This is a genomic window from Glaciimonas soli (assembly GCF_009497155.1).
Taxonomy (GTDB): domain Bacteria; phylum Pseudomonadota; class Gammaproteobacteria; order Burkholderiales; family Burkholderiaceae_D; genus Glaciimonas; species Glaciimonas soli.
Genome location: NZ_WINI01000001.1, coordinates 1,231,813 through 1,251,658 on the forward strand (window position 1 = coordinate 1,231,813; position 19,846 = coordinate 1,251,658).

Below are 19,846 nucleotides of genomic sequence, written 5' to 3' on the forward strand. Positions count from 1 at the left end.
TTGTCCGTTTCTGACGAATTTCAGTCAAATTGATAAGAAGTTCGCTATGGTAAAATGTCGTGCTAATTATATGCTTTCCTAACCACATCCAAATAAGAGAACAAAGAGAGAATCGCATGGCTGGACACAGTAAATGGGCCAATATTAAACATAAAAAAGCCGCGACCGATGCTAAACGCGGCAAAATCTGGACCCGAGTCATTAAAGAAATAGCCGTCGCTGCTCGCCTCGGGGGCGACGATGTCAATGCCAATCCGCGCTTACGACTTGCTGTCGACAAAGCCGCCGATGCCAATATGCCGAAGGACAATGTCACACGTGCCATTCAGCGCGGTGCCGGGAAATTGGAAGGCGCAAATTACGAGGAAATTCGCTACGAAGGTTATGGCATCGGCGGCGCAGCGATTGTGGTCGATTGCCTGACCGACAACAAAGTACGGACCGTGGCCGAAGTGCGCCATGCATTTTCTAAATACGGCGGCAACATGGGTGCTGAAGGTGCCGTTGCATTTATGTTCAAACATTGCGGTCAGTTGTTTTATGCGCCAGGCACAGATGAAGATAAATTGATGGAAGCGGCGTTAGAAGCTGGTGCTGATGACGTGCTGACAGATGACGAAGGCGGTTTTGAAGTGTTATGCGACCGCTACGCTTTTGTCACGCTAAAAGAGAAGCTTGAAAAAGCCGGATTTAAAGCCGAAATGGCAGAAGTCACCATGAAACCGGATGCTGAAACAGTGCTGACTGGCGACGATGCAATCAAGATGCAAAAGATATTAGATGCGTTAGAAAATCTGGACGATGTTCAGGAAGTATTCACCAACGCAATCATTGAAGAATAATGCAACACAATTTCCACTAAAAGAAATCCGCGAATACTCTATGAAAATCCTGGTAGTTGGCTCTGGTGGCCGTGAACATGCTCTGGCATGGAAAATTGCACAATCTCCTCGCATCCAAACCGTCTTTGTCGCGCCCGGCAATGGCGGCACGGCACTCGACTCTCGATTGCATAATGTTGATATTACTGATTACAACGAGCTCGCCGATTTCGTCGAAAAAGAGCATATTGCCTTGACCGTGGTCGGACCGGAAACACCTTTAGCCGGTGGTATCGTGAATGTTTTCCGCAATCGCGGCTTGAAAATTTTTGGCCCGACTCGCGAAGCAGCGCAATTGGAGAGTTCTAAAGATTTTGCTAAAGCTTTCATGCAGCGTCATCATATTCCCACCGCTGAATATCAAACTTTCACCGACGTCGCTGCAGCACATCAATACCTGGATAAAAAAGGCGCACCCATCGTCATCAAGGCTGATGGTTTAGCCGCTGGTAAAGGCGTTGTCGTCGCCATGACGCTGGAAGAAGCACACACTGCAGTCGACGACATGTTGGCTGGCAATCGCTTTGGTGAAGCTGGTGCACGCGTGGTAATTGAAGATTTCTTGCAAGGTGAAGAAGCCAGTTTTATTGTGATGGTCGACGGCAAAAATATTTTGCCTCTCGCCTCCAGTCAGGATCACAAGCGTCTGAAAGACGATGATCAGGGCCCAAATACTGGTGGCATGGGTGCCTACTCCCCTGCACCTATCGTGACGCCCGCAGTGCATGCGCGCGTGATGCGCGAAATCATTCGTCCGACCGTGCAAGGCATGGCCAAAGACGGCATACCGTTCTCCGGCTTTTTGTACGCTGGTTTGATGATTGACGCCGATGGTGCGCCAAAAACCATCGAATTTAACTGCCGCATGGGTGATCCAGAAACGCAACCTATCATGGCGCGCCTCAAAACTGATTTATTGGCGGTGATGGAGCATGCCGTCAATGGAACGCTAGACACGATAGAACTGGAGTGGGATCGCCGCACTGCGCTTGGCGTTGTGATGGCTGCAGCAGGATATCCAGATGCGCCGGTCAAAGGCGACCTGATTTCCGGCATTCCGGCAGAAACAGCTGATAGCGTGACTTTCCACGCAGGCACGGTTTTATCAGACAAAAAATTAACTACCGCCGGCGGCCGCGTATTGTGCGTTGTCGGTTTGGGAGACAGCGTAAAAGTCGCACAAAAGCATGCTTACGATGTGCTTGAGAGCATTCATTTTGATGGCGCGCAATTCCGCCGTGATATTGGCTGGCGCGCAGTTAAGCGACATAGTTAATTTCTCGCTCCCTTCGAAATGCGCACACTGTTGCGCATTTCTTATTCACTTTTAAGCATTTTTCGCCTTATGACTGCAAACACACCCTCAGCAAGCGTCGTCAAATCTTACTTACTCGGGCTACAAGAACGTATCATCGCGGCATTGGAAGTTGTCGATGGCAAGTCTTTTGGGGCTGACCATTGGGAGCGTGCCAGAAGTGAGAATAGCAGCATCAGCGGCGGTGGTATCTCGCGCATCATCGAAGAAGGCAATGTTCTGGAACGCGGCGGCGTCGGTTTCTCGCATGTGAAAGGCAAAAATTTACCGCCATCGGCGGCTGCCAATCGACCCGAAATCGCTGGGCGTGAATGGGAAGCGATGGGCGTATCGTTAGTGATCCATCCCCGCAATCCCTATGCGCCGACCGTCCATATGAATGTGCGCTTTTTTACAGCGACCGCAGAAGGTCAAGAACCGGTTTGGTGGTTTGGTGGCGGGATTGACCTGACGCCTTTTTATGGTTTTACAGAAGATGCGCAACATTTCCATCGCACTTGCAGAGATGCGTTGACAGCGTTTGATGTGGATGCAGACAAAGGCACTGACAATGCGCTTTATCCACGTTTCAAAAAATGGTGTGACACCTATTTTTATTTGCCACATCGTAAAGAGCAACGTGGGATCGGCGGGATCTTTTTCGATGATTTCCATGCGCTTGGCTTCGATCAAAGCTTCGCCATGATGCAAAGCGTCGGCGATGCGTTCATTCCTGCATACGTCCCGATTTTAAGCAAACGTAAAGATATTCCGTACACAGAAAACGAGCGCGATTTTCAGGCATATCGACGCGGCCGCTATGTGGAATTCAATCTAGTGTATGATCGCGGCACTTTGTTCGGCTTGCAATCTGGTGGGCGCACCGAATCAATTTTGATGTCGATGCCGCCAGTGGTCAAATGGCGTTATAGCTGGGAACCGGCACCTGGTAGTGCTGAAGCGGCCTTGTATTCAGACTTTTTAGTCCCTAAAGACTGGATAAACGGATGACAGCAAAGACGCATCCAACCCCAGAACATCGCCGCTGCATAGCGGTGCTCGGCGGTAGTTTTGATCCGGTTCACAATGGTCATGTTGCACTGGCAAACTATTTTGTGACATTACTGCACCCAGATCAATTGCGTGTTATTCCTGCGGGGAATCCGTGGCAAAAACATGGTTTAGAAGCAAGTTCGGCTGATCGTGTAGAAATGGTTAAGCGTGCATTCGGTGTAGTAAATACCGTAGTTAATGCACAACAAACCGTTGAAGTAATGATAGATCAGCAAGAAATTCAGCGCCACACTGCAACGTACACAATAGATACATTAAAAGCATTACGCAGTGAACTGGGACCTGACACTTCCATCATATTTTTGATGGGTGCAGATCAATTGCTGCATCTCAATACCTGGCAAGGTTGGGATGAACTATTTGCATACGCCCATCTGGGCGTGGCTTCGCGCCCCGGCTTTGCCATGGACGCGGACCAAGTACCACCAGAGGTCAAACGCGAATTTACGCGCCGTGCGGCTACGCCGGAGCAGATTCGACAGAGTGCACACGGCTTGACCTATCTGGCAGAAAATCTTTTTATAGATATTTCGTCAACAGAAATACGCACTGCTTTACGTAATACCTCAAGTAATACATCAGGTAGCGAATCCGGCTCAACGCAAAAACCAGACGCGCTGATACCAAAGGCAGTGCTAGACTATATTGAATTACACCATCTTTATAAGAATTAAATGGAAATCAAACAATTACAAAGTATCGTCATCGACGCCCTGGAAGATGTTAAAGCGCAAGAAATCCGCGTCTTTGATACATCCCATCTGACCGGTATGTTCGATCGCATCGTTGTCGCGTCAGGGACTTCGAACCGCCAAACCAAAGCACTGGCATCATCGGTGCGCGATAAAGTCAAAGCTAGCGGCGGCAATATCCTTAGCATGGAAGGCGAAGGCACCGGAGAATGGGTACTGGTCGACTTAGGCGACATGGTGGTGCATATCATGCAACCGGCCATCCGTGCTTACTATCGTCTGGAAGAAATCTGGGGCGAGAAAGAAGTCAAATTCGGTGCCGCCAAACGTGTTTCCTCCCGCGCCGCGCCTACTGCTGCTGAAGAAGCTACACAGAAAAAAGTGTCGCGTCATTTAGCCGCATCGCAAGCGCTGCCAGAAGAAGATGAAACACCGAAAAAAGCGCCTGCGCGCAAGAAACCAGTCAAAGTCGATGGTGTCCCAAAAGTAGCTGTCGGTAAAAAAATCAAAGTGGCAGTGTCAAAAAGTGTCACCGCGAAAAATGCTGCACACAAAGCAGCGACTGCACCAAAAAAAGCAGTTGTTAAAAAAGCGGCACCCAAAACAGGTGTAAAAGCTACCACCAAGCGCGCGCCTGCCAAACCTAAAGACGCAGCTTAAGTCGAGGTTGCGATGCAGCTCATCATCGCTGCCGTCGGCCATAAAATGCCGGCATGGATAGAAACGGGATTCGGCGAGTATGCGAAACGCATGCCGCCGGATTGCCGTATTGTCCTCAAAGAATGCAAACCCATAGAACGCACTGGTAGTAACACTGCCGCTTCGGCCATGGCACTGGAACGTGCGCGGATTGAAGCGGTCTTACCAAAAGGCGTACGTATCATCGCATTGGATGAACGCGGCAAAGACCTGACTTCGGTGCAATTATCACAGCAGCTAACCCAATGGCAGCACGACGGTCGTGACGTCGCCTTCATCATTGGCGGCGCCGATGGATTGGATCCGGAATTCAAGGCTAAAGCCGATTCTTTACTGCGCATTTCTAGTTTAACCCTACCACATGGCATGGTACGCGTATTGCTTGCAGAACAGCTGTATCGCGCTTGGTCGATCACACAAAATCACCCTTACCATCGAGTCTAGAGACAGACAATCGACATGCTCTAAAGCATGATAAAAACATAATAAATATCAGGCCATGAAAAACGTTAACCAGAAAATCTATCTTGCATCGCAAAGCCCTCGGAGACGGGAGCTTTTACGCCAAATTGGTGTCGATTTTGATGTGCTTTTATTGCGCAGCCAAACGCCCCGCGGTCCGGACGTCAGCGAAATCGCGTTGGAACATGAGTCGCCGGAAAATTACGTCGCCCGCATCGCTTCAGAAAAGGCCAACTTTGCATTGCAAGCCATGCATAGCCGAAAATTGCCTCAACGTCCCATACTGGCGGCGGACACTACCGTCACCATCGATGACAAAATCCTCGGTAAGCCGGTAGATACCGCCGATGCCATGGCGATGTTACGTTTGTTATCGGGACGCACGCATCAAGTCTTGACCAGTATTGTCGTCATACATCAGGAAAAATCGCAGCAAATCACGCAAACTTCGGAGGTCGTATTTCAGCCGCTGTCAGAACAAATGATTCACGCCTATTGCGTCACAGCTGAACCCTACGACAAAGCGGGGAGCTATGGTATTCAGGGTAGCGCCGCGATGTTTATTGAAGGCATACGCGGCAGTCATTCTGGCATCATGGGTTTACCTCTATTTGAAACTTCAAAACTCTTACAACAGGCCGGCATCCGCATTTTATGAGCGAAGATATCCTCGTCAATATCACTCCACAAGAAACCCGTGTTGCACTGATTTATCAAGGTGCGGTGCAGGAATTGCACATTGAACGCACCTTGTCACGCGGCCTCGCCGGCAATATCTATCTGGGTAAAGTCGTGCGCGTGCTGCCGGGTATGCAATCGGCATTTATTGATATTGGCCTGGAACGCGCGGCTTTTTTGCATGTTGCCGACATCTGGGAAACTCGCCCACACGATGGCCAGCCGGCAGTGCAAACGCCGATAGAGAAGTTGTTATTCGATGGCCAGTCACTCATGGTGCAAGTGATCAAAGACCCGATCGGCACAAAAGGAGCACGACTTTCTACCCAAATTTCGATAGCTGGGCGAATGCTGGTATATCTGCCGCAGGAACATCACATCGGCATTTCGCAGCGCATTGAAAATGAAGCCGAGCGTGAGCTATTACGCAGCAAAGTACAACAGTTAGTCCCTGCCGACGAAAAAGGCGGATTCATCATCCGTACCATGGCCGAAGATGCCTCCGAAGCTGATCTGGAAATGGATATCGCCTATCTGCGTAAAACCTGGGCTTCAATTACTCAACAGACTAAAATTCACCCTGCCCCATCCTTGCTACATCAGGATTTGAGCCTGGCGCAACGCGTCTTGCGTGATTTCGTCAATGATGAAACCTCCAGTATTCAGGTTGACTCACGCGAAAATTTTTTGAAGCTGCAAGAATTCGCCACCACCTATACTCCATCGGTCACCGCACGTGTAGTTCATTACACCGGTGAGCGACCATTGTTTGATTTGTACGCAGTCGAAGAAGAAATTCAAGGTGCCTTAAGCCGCCGCGTGCCGCTCAAATCGGGTGGCTATGTGATTGTCGATCAAACCGAAGCGATGACCACCATCGACGTCAATACCGGCAGCTTTGTCAACGGCCGTAATTTTGATGACACTATTTTCAAAACCAATCTGGAAGCTGCACATGCGATTGCACGTCAACTGCGCCTTCGCAACCTTGGCGGTATCATCGTTCTCGATTTTATTGACATGGAAAATGTCGAACACAGAACGGCAGTCTTGGCAGAGTTAAACAAAGCTTTATTGCGCGACAACACGAAAAAATCGGTCTCTGATTTTTCAGCACTAGGTTTGGTTGAAATGACCCGCAAGCGCACTCGCGAATCGTTAGCACATATTCTATGTGAACCTTGTCCCGCTTGCCAAGGCAAGGGGCAGGTCAAAACTGCCAGAACAATTTGCTATGAAATTTTGCGTGAAGTGCTACGTGAAGCCAAACAATTCAATCCACGTGAATTCCGCATTCTGGCGTCACAAATCGTGGTGGATATGTTTTTGGAAGAAGAATCACAGCATTTAGCCATGCTGGGCGACTTCATTGCGAAGCCGATTTCACTGCAAGTTGAGACCGTTTACCCGCAGGAACAGTACGATATTATTTTGATGTAAGTAAAGTCTAAAAAAACTGATTTGAATTATTATCGATAAATAAAATTCATCTCCGTCATTCCCGCGAACGCGGGAATCCATCTTACGCAACTTGGATCCCCGCGTTCGCGAGGATGACGGTGTTTTTTTCTAATCGATTATTTGGTATTACTTAATGCGAGCAAGTAATTCCTTATCTATCAAAACTGACCGCTTCAACAATGCCAATCAAAAGCCAGCACATCATGATATGCCGCACCGACAATATCGGTGATGTCATATTGACTCTGCCTCTTACCGCTTATCTCAAGCAACATTTCCCCTCGATAAAAATTAGTTTTCTTTGTCGTGCATATGCGGCACCGGTTGTGCGCTTTTGTCAGACGGTTGATCAAATTGTTGAGTTGGAAACATTGGATGATCCAGTGGCTTATTTTTCTGCATCAGACATTGATACCATCGTCTTTGCTCAACCGGATAAACGTTTAGCAATTGCTGCGCATAAAGCCAACGTCCCCAACCGGATTGGCAATACTTATCGTACATGGTTCAACTGGTTCCATTGCAACTGGCGGCTACGTTTTTCCAAAGGCAGTTCTACCGATCACGAAGCACAACTCAATTTTCATTATCTACGCCCGCTAGGATGTAATGCCATTCCGGATCGAGACACGATTAAAAATCTGTACCACTTCGCGATTCCTCGCGATCCTGCTCTGGAACATTTAATCAGCCCGTACGCATTCAATTTGATTATTCATCCGAAATCAAATGGTCATGGCCGTGAATGGCCTATTGAGCACTATGTCGCACTGGCGCATTTACTAAGCACCAATCAAGATCTACATTTATGGGTATCCGGAAGCGCCGCTGAAGGCCTATGGATAGAAAAACATGCACCAGAATTGCTGCAATTATCCAACGTGACCAATGTCTGCGGTCAATTTACATTGCAACAATTTAGCGAATTTATTCATATGGCAGACGGATTAATTGCCAGCGGTACTGGCCCATTGCATATGTCCGCAGCGTTCGGCCAACGCACCATTGGATTATTCCCCGGCGCTCGCTCTATGAACCCAAGTCGATGGGGGGCATTGGGCGCACGCGCACAATCACTGTGTCAGCCGGTTGTCGATTGCCAGGGATGCAAAACAAAAAATGCGATGACGTGCGCATGTATGAAAAATATTTTACCAGCCACCGTAGCAAAGACAGTTTTGCAGTGGTTGACTGAAAAACGTATTAGCGAAAATACTTATTCCACAAATAGCGCAAACTCCATTTGAGGCTCTGCAACTGATGTCCGGTTTTATTCAACCCTTGCGCATACATGCGCATTTCTTTGTAATTTTTGGGCGGGTAAAGAGGCGCATCAGCCCAGGGCGATAACGCTTTGTACTTTAAAAATACTTGATTGGCTGAGTTACAACACCAGGTATGCCAGGGCTTTAACCTGCCAACAAAGTGAATGCAAACCACTTCTTGAGCTATACGTCTGTCTGTCTTTGTTTCAAAGAACAAGTCGTACATCAAGTTATAGATAGATGGCAGAAATTTGACTTGACCATCAAGCACAATATTAAGTGCATCCTGATCAGGAAAGCAAAATTTCTTTTCGCTGGCAAGGATAGTTTTAACGCTTTCTTGCCAGACATCATTGGCAATCCAATTCTTTACATTAATGTAAAGCACACCGGAATTGAAATAATGTCCGTGCTGCAGATGCAGTTGCTCTATCTGCTCTCCCACAATATCTCCAGCTTCAGCAACAGCAGCCAAAATACAATCATCAATATCGATAGACTGTAATCCTTCAATGCTGCCCTGACAGATAATATCGGCATCCAGATAAAGCACTTTATCTGTGACGCCTTGCAATGCAGCGGGAATTACCAAACGCGTAAATATGGACGGTGAATACTGTCCAATACTTGGGAAATCCGCAAATTCGTTAAAGATAGATGGATCAATTATTTTGACATCAATAACCGTTTGATAGGTGGCTTCAATCTCACGTAATTTGCGTTGATTTTCTTCCGTCATGGCAGGTGTAAAGACATGGAAAATAAAGGACACATTACGATTGTTTTCCAGAACAGAAACAATCGCAACGCCCATCCCCAAAAAATAATCGCCATCGGCGCCAAAGGCAACATGCAAAACGGGAGAAGACATTATCAAACTACCTGAACGTTGGGTGAATGCTGTACGTATTGGTCGAATGCAGCAACGACTTGGTCGACTGTAATTTCTTTAACCCAATCGCGACGTTTACCGGCAGTAATGACTGTGCTGTTTGCTTTATCGACAGGTGCCCACTCCGGGTTTTTCTGGCGCATCAAAGCTATCACCGGCACATGAACAGCATTGGCCAAATGCATAACCGCTGTTTCCACTGAAAGTATCAAATCACATTGCGCCAACAATGCCGGCAATTGAAAGAAGTTTTCTTGCGCGCTAAATAAATGAATGTGTTCAGCGTTATATTCAGAACTATGGCTAGCAAAAAAACTCTTTGCATGTGCCATCTCTTCGGGCACGACATTGATCACAAAATGTGCATCGCGCCACTCTGCCTGCTGCTTTAACGCTGTCACCAATCCAAGCACATGCTCTAATGGCCAGCAGCGTTTTGGCGTTTTAGCGTAGGAGTTAATGAATAACAGCTTCCCCGATGTTCGCGTTTGACGATTTTCATTCTCGTCACGAACACAACCCCATGACCGCACTAGCTCTTTAGCTCCGTGCTGCCATTGCTCAGGAATTAATACAAATGGAAAGCGTGATGCCGGTGCAGTGGTATACCCAAATAAACTGGCAAACCACTCGGCATAAACATCACTGATATGCTGATCGGTCATACCTTTCGCATCATAGTTCACGGTTGCATTCAATTTTTTGTAAACTGCGCGCTCACCGAATGCAAAAAAACGCGGCTTTTTTTTCATACCGGTCACAAAACCGTGCGGGCTGATATCGCGCGCCAACGTTGCATACATCGGCATCCGCAACGTCGATAACGACACAACCAACGGATATTCCTCTAGCTGCGCTTCCTTGATGGACTGTTGAAATAAGTCAGGACTGTACGTTTGCTTATAGACCTTCGCAAAAAATGGGCAGGCTTCTAACCAGTCATAGAGAACATACTTTTTCAAATGCTCCCATTCCGCGGCATTGCTGGTGCGACGAACATCATCCACCCAAATATGTATTTTTATATGCGGATATGCTTCAGAGAAGGATTTGAAACAGTTCTGCAAATAAGTAAAATCGCCTATCGCAAGATGGGCGATGAACAAAACTTTGTCCGCTTTTTTTAAAATATCAACTGGAACTAATTGGGTCGTCATCTAGGGTATCAATCTATATACATACAGCCGGTTAACAGTAACCTTCAGCACTGCAATAAAAATTACATTTCAACGTTCACTGCATTTTTCGAAAATTGCAAATGATATAAATTTGCATAGGCACCATGCTGGCTCAATAATTCATCGTGCGTTCCGATTTCTACTATGCTGCCACCTGACAGCACCACAATACGACTGGCACGTTCTATCGTCGATAAGCGATGGGCAATAACGAATGTCGTACGACCAAGCATTAATTGATCCAGGGCCGCTTGCACTGCACGCTCTGATTCACTATCAAGTGCAGAGGTAGCCTCATCTAAAATCAGAATCGGGGCATCTTTATAAATTGCACGTGCAATTGCCAGGCGCTGGCGCTGTCCACCGGAAAGACGTGATCCGTTATCGCCGATCAGGGTTTCGAATCCATCCGGCAAAGCCGCAATCATTTCCGTTAAATGCGCCGCTTTAGCTGCAGCTTCAATACGTTCTTTATCTGGCGCTGAATCGCCATACGCAATATTGGCGGCTATAGTGTCATCGAATAACACGACATGCTGGCTGACCATCGCAATTTGCGCACGCAAACTTTTGAGAGAAATATCTTCGATAGGTTCACCATCGAGCAAGATGCGCCCTTCTGTCGCTGAATAAAACCCGGGAATCAAATTAACTAAAGTCGACTTTCCTCCGCCAGACATCCCGACAAAGGCGATAGTTTCTCCTGGAGAAACCTTTAAGTTGATTTTATTCAATGCGTATTTTTCTTGCTCTGGATAAGAAAAGCACACATTTTCAAAGGTAATTTGACCAGATGCTCGGTGTTCTAGCTCTTTACCACCACTGCGTTCGACAGGACTATCAATGAGCTTAAATACGGCCTCAGCAGCTGCCATGCCGCGTTGCAATGGCCCGTTCACTTCCGCCAATTGTTTGAGTGGCGCCAGCAAGGCAATCATACAAGTGAAAAATGAGATGAAATCACCCACCGTTATTTGCTGATGACTGGCCTGTATCAAGGCCATCATAATCATGACCGACATCGCACAGGCAGTCATGATTTGCGTCACAGGGACCGTTGCCGCAAAAGTACTCGTCATGCGCATGCTATAGCGACGCAATGCATCTGCCCGCTCTTCAAAACGTGAGCGCTCATACTCTTGCCCACCAAAAATTTTAATGACTTGCTGAGCGCGTGTTGTCTCTTCGATTACTTGCGTCAATTGGGCATTCACGTCTAAAGAATCTTTATTCAATTTCTTTAGGCGTTTTCCCGTCAATCGCACCACTGCAATCATCAATGGCATCAATATAAAAGCCGCCAATGTGAGGGTCCAGCTGGTGTACAACATGTAGGCCAGCAGACCCATAATCGTCAGAGTGCAACGAACCATGGAAATAAATAGCTTGGTCACCATTTCCATGATTTGCTGCACTTCAAACATAATGGAATTGATAATCCGGCCAACCGTGTGGGTCGCATAAAAATCGATAGAGACATGCAGCATCCGGTCAAACATTTCACGTCTCAACCCGTTGAGCAGTCGGGTAGAAACCCAACTCATCATATAGGTGGTCAAAAATGTGGAGGCGCCACGCGCGACAAACGCGCCAATCACGGCAATAGGAACCAGCCATAGAGGAAATGTCGGTTTTTCGACAAAGCCATGGTCCAGCAATATTTTAAAAATATAAGCGACCAATGGCTCCGTGGCGGCGGTCACAACCATGCCAAGGAAAGCTAAAGCCAAACGCTTTTTATATGGTTTATGAAGAACGGCTAGTCGTTTGAAAATTGCGGTGTATGAACTCGTCATCGTGTTGCCCATTCAAGTTCTTTTTTTCGTTTAATAATGCAGGCTAAAAATGCCGCTATGCTCATGCTATAAATTCCTCCCGTTACATTCCAGAAGAACATCATATCGGTCAGTCCAAACATAAAAAAACCAAGACAAATCACCAAGCCAGATGCTGCTGCAATCCTTATTTGCCGATCAGGATGCCTCATCTCTCGGAAAAAATAATAAGCGGGAACGAAATAAATGGAGAGAGTTGCTAACAAACCAAATATTCCAAGAATTGCCATATTAAATAAAATTTCATTGTGCGAATGCGGAAAAGCTGCGGCATCCGGCGTAATGATCTTACGCTCCGCCAGTGCGTCTAATCCACTACTGAAATTATCTCTGCCAACACCAAATACTGGATTGGTTTTAAACAATTCCCATGATGCGTGCCAAAGCTGCAAACGAAACCCCAACGATGTATCTACATTTTTCTGCAACGAATCATTTGCATTTTCTTGTTCAGCATAAAGTGTCATATCTGATTTTGCTGCAACAAATCTAGTTTGAATATTCTTATTAAAAACAAAAACCCCGCTCAAAGCGACTGCTATTGCTATCAAAACAATCAACTTATGTTTGATTTTAAAACCGTTTGTAACGGCAAAAATGATCACCATAAAAACGGGAATCGCTATCCAACTACCTCTTGTGAGCGACAAAATGGTGATGTACACCCCTGCACAGCAAGCAAGAATTTTGAGAGCCATTTTTAACTTTTCATGCCGCTCATTCCAACCAATGGTCAGGAGCGCTATGACGCCAAACATCAACCCCATATCTGAAAATGGGATTGTTGGCATAAATCCAATATTTGCAGGGCGACTTTCCCCTCCTTGTGTAAACCAAAAAATCTTAATCAAAGCAAGAATGGTTCCTGCCACAAAAGCCCATTGTATTTTTTTAAGCCAGGCTAATGGCACATCTAACACTACCCAGAAAATCGGTATGAACAAAGCAATTCGAAACGCAGTGTCGTAATATTTAATCGAAAATCTTCCTGTCGATGCTTGATTCAATAGCACCGCAATCACTGCAGAAATCATCGCCAAATGCAACGGCCAGTAATCCTTCAACAATGTTGTAAAACCAACTCCCATTGGCTTATAACGACATATGGCCGCAATAAGAGCAAGAATGAAAAGAAAAAATAAACAGGCATTCCCGGCATTATGCAAAGATATTGATAATGCTGGAAAGCACATGATGGCGATAAATACTGGCCATTTAAAATATGACGACAAATTCAATCTCCAAAATATACACAAAACCCATCTTCTTCATCCTCGCGAAAGCGAGGATCCACGTTGCGTAATATGGATTCCCACGTTCGCGGGAATGACGGAGATTTTATAAATTGATTGCGCTGGCTCAGTTAATACTCGACCAACACCGATTCTTTCCCTAGCTGATCGGATAAGGTAAGTTGCAACTCATCGCTAGGCGCAACCCGCCAATCATCGCCAAGTAAAATCTCACAGGCAACACTATCGGCGGTATAGCGCAGCGTTAGCGGCAGTCCGTTACCGGAGCGGTGTGATGACAACAGATCCTTCAACTGCAAGGCATCTATTCGTGGCGTTGGTGACGTCAACGACAGCACCAGTTGCCGCCCATAGTGGCTTCGGGCAGCAGCAATATCCATCACCTTTTCAACCGATACGCGCAATCCGCCATTGAATCGGTCTTCTGAGACTTTTCCCTGCACAATCAAAAATTCATCTTCTTTGAAATAGGCTTTATTCGGCTCAAACTGTTCGTTATAGACCGTGACATCGACTGTGGCGCTACCGTCGTCCAGTGTGACGATGAGGATTTTTCCACGTTGAGTCATCTGGGTACGAATACCCGAAATGATCCCAGCCATAATCCGCGGATCGCGTGATGGCTCTATGTTTACTATCGGTGTGCGAACAAAGCGACGTACTTCAGGCGCATAAATATCAAACAAGTGGCCCGATAAATAAAAACCCAATACGGTTTTTTCTTCTGTCAGTTTCTGCTTGTCGCTCCAAGGGGCTGCTTTCACATATTCTGGTGGCGCAGCCAAACCGCTGTCATCGTCACCGAATAAGCTGACTTGATTTGCGGCGGCGAGCTTTTGATCCGCTGCTTCCATTGCAAGAGGCACTGATGCTAGCAAAATGCCACGGTCAACGTTGAGGCAATCGAACGCGCCGGCGCGTATCAATGATTCGATAGTACGGCGGTTGATTTGTCGCTTATCGACACGGAAGCAAAAATCAAATAAATCCGTAAAAGGTTTTTCATTACGGGCGGCGACGATGGCTTCAATCGCATTTTGACCGCTACCTTTAACCGCTCCCAAGCCATAACGAATAAACGTAGCCTTTTTGCCTGGCTCTGCTTCCGGTGTAAAGCGGTAATCGGATAAATTGATGTTCGGCGGTAGCAAAGTCAACTTGCAAATGGCTTGTGCGTCTTCCACCAGAATTTTGATTTTTTCGGTGTCATCCATGGCCAACGATAAGTTGGCGGCCATGAAGGCAGCGGGATGATGGACTTTTAAATAAGCGGTGTGATACGACAGTAAAGCATAAGCGGCAGCATGCGATTTGTTAAAACCGTAACCGGCGAATTTTTCCATCAAGTCGAAAATTTCGTCGGCCTTGGCTTCTGTTAAACCATCTTTAGCGGCACCATCACGGAAAATCTGGCGATGCTCTGCCATCTCTTCAGCTTTCTTCTTACCCATCGCACGACGCAGCAAATCCGCACCACCAAGCGAATAACCACCCACCACCTGCGCCATTTGCATCACCTGCTCTTGATACACCATGATGCCGTAGGTTTCGGACAAAATGCCTTCCGTACGCGGATCGGGATAGTCGAAACGCTCACCGTGTTTACGTTTACAGAAATCTGGAATCAGATCCATTGGGCCCGGACGATACAACGCCACCAGCGCGATAATGTCTTCAAAACGGTCCGGGCGAGCATCTTTCAACATGCCTTGCATACCGCGGCTTTCCAGCTGGAAAACGGCGACGGTTTTCGCTGCAGTAAGTAATTGATACGACGCTCTATCATTGAGCGGCAGCTTTTCTAAACTGAAATCTGCCATCGCCGGATCAAGCTGTTTGATGTAGCGCACTGCACGATCAAGGATGGTCAGTGTCGTCAAACCCAAAAAGTCGAACTTGACCAAACCGACGGCTTCAACATCGTCTTTATCATATTGCGATACCACGCCAGCGTCGCCGCCTTGCGTGTACAGCGGACAAAAATCGGTAAGCTTGCCCGGCGCAATCAACACACCACCGGCATGCATACCAATGTTGCGGGCAATACCTTCCACTTGTTGCGCCAGATTGAGTAACTGTTTGACCTCTTCTTCGTTTTCCAAGCGTTCGGCCAGCAACGGTTCTTCGTTGATGGCATCGGCAATCGTTACGTGTTTGCCTGGCTTAAATGGAATCAGTTTGGAAATGCCATCACAGAAATTGTAGCCAAAATCAAGCACCCGACCAACGTCACGAATCGCGCCCTTGGCGGCCATCGTTCCAAAAGTAGCAATCTGCGACACCGCTTCCTTACCGTATAAATCTTTCACGTGCTGAATCACACGATCGCGACCTTCCTGGCAAAAGTCAATGTCGAAGTCGGGCATGGATACCCGTTCCGGATTCAAAAAACGCTCGAACAGCAAGTTGTACTGCAACGGGTCAAGATCGGTAATTTGCAGCGAATACGCCACCAGCGAACCAGCACCAGAACCGCGGCCCGGACCGACCGGCACACCATTTTCTTTGGCCCAACGAATAAATTCAGCAACGATCAGGAAATAACCAGGGAAACCCATCTTGATAATGGTGTCGGTTTCAAACTTCAATCTTTCTTGATAGCGTTGACGATTCTGCTCGCGCTTTTCTGCATCTGGATACAAATGCTGCAAACGCAGTTCCAAACCTTCTTCAGATTGCTGCACCAAAAATTCACCGATGCTCATGCCATCTGGCGTCGGAAAATCAGGCAACTGCGGCTTTCCAAGCTGCAGCGTCAAATTACAGCGCTTGGCAATTTCAACTGAGTTTTGCAATGCGGCGGGCATGTCGGCGAACAGCTCTGCCATTTCCTCTTGCGTCTTGAAGCATTGTTGATCATTGAAGCGACGTACACGGCGTGCATTTGCCAGCATCTCACCTTCGGAAATACAGGTGCGCGCTTCGTGCGCGATGAATTCTTCTTTATCGAGAAATTGAATCGGATGCGTTGCTACCACCGGCAATTGCAATTGAGCCGCCAATGCCACCGCGTGGCGCACATGCGGCTCCATGTTGGGCTGGTTGGCGCGTTGTACTTCGATATAAAAATTGTCGGGGAAAATCTGCATCCAGCGTTTGGCACAACGCTCGGCTAAGGCCAGATTACCGTTATCAACCGCAATCCCGATATCACCAAAATGCGCGCCGGACAAGGCGAGTAAGCCGTTGCCGCCCTCTTGTTGTTGCAAAGCGGCCAACCATTCAGCGCGCACTTCAGCACGGCCACGATAGAGATTTTCCAGCCATGCTTGCGATAGCAGTTCGCACAACTGCAAATAGCCGCGCTTATTTTTAACTAACAACAATAAGCGCGATGGCTTGTCTCTGTCATCGTCGTTAGTGATCCAGACATCACAACCAATAATCGGCTTAATACCTTTGCCACGTGCGGCTTTATAAAATTTGACCATGCCGAACAAATTGGCGAGGTCGGAAATACCGAGTGCGGCTTGCTGGTCTGATGCTGCGGCTTTAACAATGTCATCGATGCGGACTAAGCCATCAACAATGGAATATTCTGAGTGCAGGCGGAGGTGAGTAAATTGCGGTGTCGTCATAGGGGCGTATTTTACATCGTCACTCACGCCATTCGTAATACTGATAAGAAACTATATGTAAATTCATGTTGCGCCGCATTTTCAATTTATAATACTGTTAAATCAATGAGTTAGAGCAACATCGGGCAAGTTTGCCGATACTCAACTCATCATCACTTATCTTTACAAAATATTTACAGAGATTTAACAAAGAGCCCTCTATGTCGTCTACGCCCACTTACGTCAATATCGCCGCTTATAAATTTATTACGTTTAATGACACAGCTGAAAAGCGCGCTGAATTCCTGGATATCTGTAATCAACTTCAGCTAAAAGGCACGATATTGCTGACTCCGGAAGGTATTAATATGTTTTTGGCAGGTTTGCGCGAAAACATTGACCAATATCTCGCCTGGTTGCGTGCAGATGCGCGCTTTACTGATATTGAAGTAAAAGAAAGCTTTTCCGAACAGCAGCCATTCACGCGTATGTTGGTCAAACTAAAAGCGGAAATCATCACGATGAAACATCCGTTGATCAAACCGGAATTGGGGCGCGCACCTTTTGTAGAGGCGAAAACACTGAAGCGCTGGTTAGATCAGGGGCATGACGATAACGGCAAACCAGTCGTCATGTTGGATACACGCAATGCATTTGAGGTTGATGTTGGCACTTTTGACAACACCATCGATTATCGCATCGAAAAATTTACCGAGTTTCCTGCCGTCGTTGCGGCCCGCAAAGATGATCTGCAAGACAAAACCGTCGTTACTTTTTGCACCGGCGGTATTCGTTGCGAAAAAGCGGCGATACATATGCAAGAAATCGGCATCGCTGACGTATATCAGCTTGAAGGCGGAATTTTGAAATATTTTGAAGAATGCGGCGGCGCGCACTACACAGGCGATTGCTTTGTGTTTGACTATCGCACCGCACTTAATCCGCAATTGCAAGAAACAGCGACAGTACAGTGTTTTGGCTGCCGTGCCGTCGTAACGCCACGCGAACAATTGTCGCCCTCTTACGTTGCGGGGAAATCATGCCCTTCTTGCAAACCGGAGCACGGACTGACTGCTGAACAAGATCCAGCCGCTGTAGCGCAGGTAGCAACGCAATAACGGTCAATAACCGCCCGGTCTGGCAATACAAAAAAATCCCGCTGATGATGTGATCACCAGCGGGATTTTTTATGATGCGGAAAATTACTTCTTGAATCTGCGTGCAGTTTCTGCGACACGCTTACCAAATTGTTTAGCTGTTTCCAAGTCGCCTGATGTTGGTGCTTCTTCAGGAGATGAGTCCGATGGACTGCTAGATAATGCGCCCGAAAATCCACCCAAACTATTGATATCGTTACGCGTAGCTGCCTTGGTATTAGCTGGCATCATGCCAGTACCAACCCAGATCATGCTGTGCTGCATAGCAAATGTCATGAAATACGCAATCGTAGAATGTTTATCACCATTCAGCGAAGCAGAATTAGTAAAACCACCAGCAACTTTATCTTTCCACGCGCCGGTAAACCATTTTTTAGACGACGTATCTGCAAATTTTTTGAATTGCCATGAAGCATTTCCCATGTAGGTTGGTGAACCAAAAATGATGCCATCAGCAGCATCCAGTTCCGCCCATTGCGCTTCTGTCAGATTGCCTTCAGCGTCAATGGCAATCAATTCAGGTGTTGCGTCACCATGTTTGACGCCTTCACTGACCGCCTCAGCTTGTTTTTTGGTATGGCCGTAGCCGGAATGGTAAACAATCGCAATTTTAGTCATGATAATTCCTTAAAAAATGAAATGATTTAATCAAATAAAAAAGTACTTCGCAGCGACTTTATCTGGCAATCTCAAACGGGTAAATCAAATAACAATACCTCTGCCTGCTCACCATCATTAATGCGGACTTCTGTCTCCGCGCTTATTTTAACGGCATCTCCAGCATTTAGTTTCTCGCCATTAACAGTCACTTTACCGCGGGCCACATGGATATACGCTAAGCGTTGTGCCGTTAATGGATGCGTGGCGCTTTGCGCGCCGTCAAACAATCCTGCGTAAAGACTAGCGTCCTGATGCATCATCACGGAACCATCGCGCCCATCACTGGAGGCAATCAGACGCAACTTGCCATCTTTATCCGCGCGTGAAAAGTTTTTCTCTTCATAGCTTGGCGCGATTCCGGCGACATTCGGCATGATCCAGATTTGCAGCAGATGAGTTTCTGTCGGCGCGTCATTGAACTCGGAATGGCGCACGCCCGAACCCGCACTCATTCTCTGTACATCACCGGGTCGAATTACACTGCCGGTTCCCATGCTGTCCTTGTGCGCCAATGCACCTTCCAAGATATAGGTAATGATCTCCATATCTTTATGGCCATGCGTACCAAAACCAGTTCCGGCTTGAATTCTATCTTCATTAATCACACGCAGAGGACCAAACCCCATGTGCTCAGGGTCATAATATTCTGCAAAGGAGAAACTGAAATGCGAATCTAACCATCCATGATTGGCATGGCCGCGGTCACTGCTTTTACGTACTGTGATCATGATTTCTCTCCGCTTGTGCTGTTCATTACTTAGAACCAATAGCTATCACTATAAATAGGATCAGCTCTTTTAGACAGACC

17 protein-coding genes are annotated in these 19,846 nt (G+C 47.1%); 10 read left to right on the forward strand and 7 right to left on the reverse strand.

Annotated elements, in window-relative coordinates:
- Nucleotides 1–116: 116 nt before the first annotated feature.
- The 9 genes from GEV47_RS05610 (at nt 117) to GEV47_RS05650 (ending at nt 8,488) form a co-directional block, all read left to right on the forward strand.
- Nucleotides 117–842 carry a YebC/PmpR family DNA-binding transcriptional regulator gene (locus tag GEV47_RS05610; protein WP_153233668.1) on the forward strand — a complete coding sequence of 242 codons (726 nt, stop codon included), beginning with the start codon at nt 117–119 and terminating at the stop codon, nt 840–842.
- Nucleotides 843–882: 40 nt separating this feature from the next.
- A complete protein-coding gene (gene purD, locus GEV47_RS05615; protein ID WP_153233669.1) occupies nt 883–2,157 on the forward strand; it encodes a phosphoribosylamine--glycine ligase in 1,275 nt (424 codons plus the stop codon).
- Between the two features lie 69 nt (nt 2,158–2,226).
- Nucleotides 2,227–3,186: an oxygen-dependent coproporphyrinogen oxidase gene (gene hemF, locus GEV47_RS05620; protein ID WP_153233670.1), complete on the forward strand. Its 960-nt coding sequence runs from the start codon at nt 2,227–2,229 to the stop codon at nt 3,184–3,186.
- The gene (locus tag GEV47_RS05625) at nt 3,183–3,923 is read left to right on the forward strand and encodes a nicotinate-nucleotide adenylyltransferase (RefSeq protein ID WP_153233671.1); all 741 of its coding nucleotides are present in this window, start codon (nt 3,183–3,185) and stop codon (nt 3,921–3,923) included. Before hemF ends, GEV47_RS05625 begins: the two co-directional genes overlap by 4 nt.
- On the forward strand, nt 3,924–4,601 hold the full coding sequence (gene rsfS / locus GEV47_RS05630) for a ribosome silencing factor (protein ID WP_153233672.1): 678 nt from the start codon (nt 3,924–3,926) through the stop codon (nt 4,599–4,601).
- A 12-nt stretch (nt 4,602–4,613) separates the two neighbouring features.
- The gene (gene rlmH, locus GEV47_RS05635) at nt 4,614–5,084 is read left to right on the forward strand and encodes a 23S rRNA (pseudouridine(1915)-N(3))-methyltransferase RlmH (protein WP_153233673.1); all 471 of its coding nucleotides are present in this window, start codon (nt 4,614–4,616) and stop codon (nt 5,082–5,084) included.
- 55 nt (nt 5,085–5,139) lie between these two features.
- Nucleotides 5,140–5,760, forward strand: a complete 621-nt coding sequence (locus GEV47_RS05640; RefSeq protein WP_153233674.1) for a Maf family protein — start codon at nt 5,140–5,142, stop codon at nt 5,758–5,760.
- Entirely contained in the window at nt 5,757–7,220 is a 1,464-nt protein-coding gene (gene rng, locus GEV47_RS05645) for a ribonuclease G (protein WP_153233675.1), read from the forward strand. The genes GEV47_RS05640 and rng overlap by 4 nt, the downstream gene beginning before the upstream one ends.
- A 200-nt stretch (nt 7,221–7,420) precedes the next feature.
- The gene (locus GEV47_RS05650) at nt 7,421–8,488 is read left to right on the forward strand and encodes a glycosyltransferase family 9 protein (protein WP_153233676.1); all 1,068 of its coding nucleotides are present in this window, start codon (nt 7,421–7,423) and stop codon (nt 8,486–8,488) included.
- On the opposite strand, the gene GEV47_RS05655 is transcribed toward GEV47_RS05650, so the two are convergent.
- The 5 genes from GEV47_RS05655 to dnaE all read right to left on the reverse strand — a co-directional run bounded on the left by GEV47_RS05655 (nt 8,445) and on the right by dnaE (nt 17,242).
- On the reverse strand, nt 8,445–9,377 hold the full coding sequence (locus GEV47_RS05655) for a glycosyltransferase family 8 protein (protein ID WP_153233677.1): 933 nt from the start codon (nt 9,375–9,377) through the stop codon (nt 8,445–8,447). The two genes, GEV47_RS05650 and GEV47_RS05655, sit on opposite strands and share 44 nt — an antisense overlap.
- A gap of 2 nt (nt 9,378–9,379) precedes the next feature.
- Nucleotides 9,380–10,555, reverse strand: coding sequence for a glycosyltransferase family 9 protein (locus tag GEV47_RS05660; protein ID WP_153233678.1), 1,176 nt, complete (start codon nt 10,553–10,555; stop codon nt 9,380–9,382).
- Between the two features lie 62 nt (nt 10,556–10,617).
- The gene (gene msbA, locus GEV47_RS05665) at nt 10,618–12,372 is read right to left on the reverse strand and encodes a lipid A export permease/ATP-binding protein MsbA (RefSeq protein WP_153233679.1); all 1,755 of its coding nucleotides are present in this window, start codon (nt 12,370–12,372) and stop codon (nt 10,618–10,620) included.
- Nucleotides 12,369–13,643, reverse strand: coding sequence for an O-antigen ligase family protein (locus tag GEV47_RS05670; protein WP_153233680.1), 1,275 nt, complete (start codon nt 13,641–13,643; stop codon nt 12,369–12,371). The genes msbA and GEV47_RS05670 overlap by 4 nt, the downstream gene beginning before the upstream one ends.
- A gap of 131 nt (nt 13,644–13,774) precedes the next feature.
- Complete coding sequence (gene dnaE / locus GEV47_RS05675; RefSeq protein ID WP_153233811.1) at nt 13,775–17,242, reverse strand: DNA polymerase III subunit alpha; 3,468 nt, start codon at nt 17,240–17,242, stop codon at nt 13,775–13,777.
- Nucleotides 17,243–17,442: 200 nt separating this feature from the next.
- On the opposite strand from dnaE, the gene GEV47_RS05680 reads away from it, so the two are divergent.
- Nucleotides 17,443–18,339: a sulfurtransferase gene (locus GEV47_RS05680; RefSeq protein WP_153233681.1), complete on the forward strand. Its 897-nt coding sequence runs from the start codon at nt 17,443–17,445 to the stop codon at nt 18,337–18,339.
- Nucleotides 18,340–18,423: 84 nt separating this feature from the next.
- On the opposite strand, the gene GEV47_RS05685 is transcribed toward GEV47_RS05680, so the two are convergent.
- Nucleotides 18,424–18,996, reverse strand: coding sequence for a flavodoxin family protein (locus tag GEV47_RS05685; RefSeq protein WP_153233682.1), 573 nt, complete (start codon nt 18,994–18,996; stop codon nt 18,424–18,426).
- Between the two features lie 71 nt (nt 18,997–19,067).
- The gene (locus GEV47_RS05690) at nt 19,068–19,766 is read right to left on the reverse strand and encodes a pirin family protein (protein WP_153233683.1); all 699 of its coding nucleotides are present in this window, start codon (nt 19,764–19,766) and stop codon (nt 19,068–19,070) included.
- Nucleotides 19,767–19,846 lie beyond the last annotated feature (80 nt).

Excerpts from the sequence above, each read along its gene's own strand:
- GEV47_RS05660 (WP_153233678.1), bottom strand. The coding sequence starts at position 10,555 with ATGACGACCCAATTAGTTCCAGTTGATATTTTAAAAAAAGCGGACAAA.
- GEV47_RS05655 (WP_153233677.1), bottom strand. The coding sequence starts at position 9,377 with ATGTCTTCTCCCGTTTTGCATGTTGCCTTTGGCGCCGATGGCGATTAT.
- GEV47_RS05640 (WP_153233674.1), top strand. The coding sequence starts at position 5,140 with ATGAAAAACGTTAACCAGAAAATCTATCTTGCATCGCAAAGCCCTCGG.
- GEV47_RS05650 (WP_153233676.1), top strand. The coding sequence starts at position 7,421 with ATGCCAATCAAAAGCCAGCACATCATGATATGCCGCACCGACAATATC.
- rng (WP_153233675.1), top strand. The coding sequence starts at position 5,757 with ATGAGCGAAGATATCCTCGTCAATATCACTCCACAAGAAACCCGTGTT.
- purD (WP_153233669.1), top strand. The coding sequence starts at position 883 with ATGAAAATCCTGGTAGTTGGCTCTGGTGGCCGTGAACATGCTCTGGCA.
- msbA (WP_153233679.1), bottom strand. The coding sequence starts at position 12,372 with ATGACGAGTTCATACACCGCAATTTTCAAACGACTAGCCGTTCTTCAT.
- hemF (WP_153233670.1), top strand. The coding sequence starts at position 2,227 with ATGACTGCAAACACACCCTCAGCAAGCGTCGTCAAATCTTACTTACTC.
- GEV47_RS05680 (WP_153233681.1), top strand. The coding sequence starts at position 17,443 with ATGTCGTCTACGCCCACTTACGTCAATATCGCCGCTTATAAATTTATT.
- dnaE (WP_153233811.1), bottom strand. The coding sequence starts at position 17,242 with ATGACGACACCGCAATTTACTCACCTCCGCCTGCACTCAGAATATTCC.
- GEV47_RS05610 (WP_153233668.1), top strand. The coding sequence starts at position 117 with ATGGCTGGACACAGTAAATGGGCCAATATTAAACATAAAAAAGCCGCG.
- GEV47_RS05685 (WP_153233682.1), bottom strand. The coding sequence starts at position 18,996 with ATGACTAAAATTGCGATTGTTTACCATTCCGGCTACGGCCATACCAAA.
- rlmH (WP_153233673.1), top strand. The coding sequence starts at position 4,614 with ATGCAGCTCATCATCGCTGCCGTCGGCCATAAAATGCCGGCATGGATA.
- GEV47_RS05625 (WP_153233671.1), top strand. The coding sequence starts at position 3,183 with ATGACAGCAAAGACGCATCCAACCCCAGAACATCGCCGCTGCATAGCG.
- rsfS (WP_153233672.1), top strand. The coding sequence starts at position 3,924 with ATGGAAATCAAACAATTACAAAGTATCGTCATCGACGCCCTGGAAGAT.
- GEV47_RS05690 (WP_153233683.1), bottom strand. The coding sequence starts at position 19,766 with ATGATCACAGTACGTAAAAGCAGTGACCGCGGCCATGCCAATCATGGA.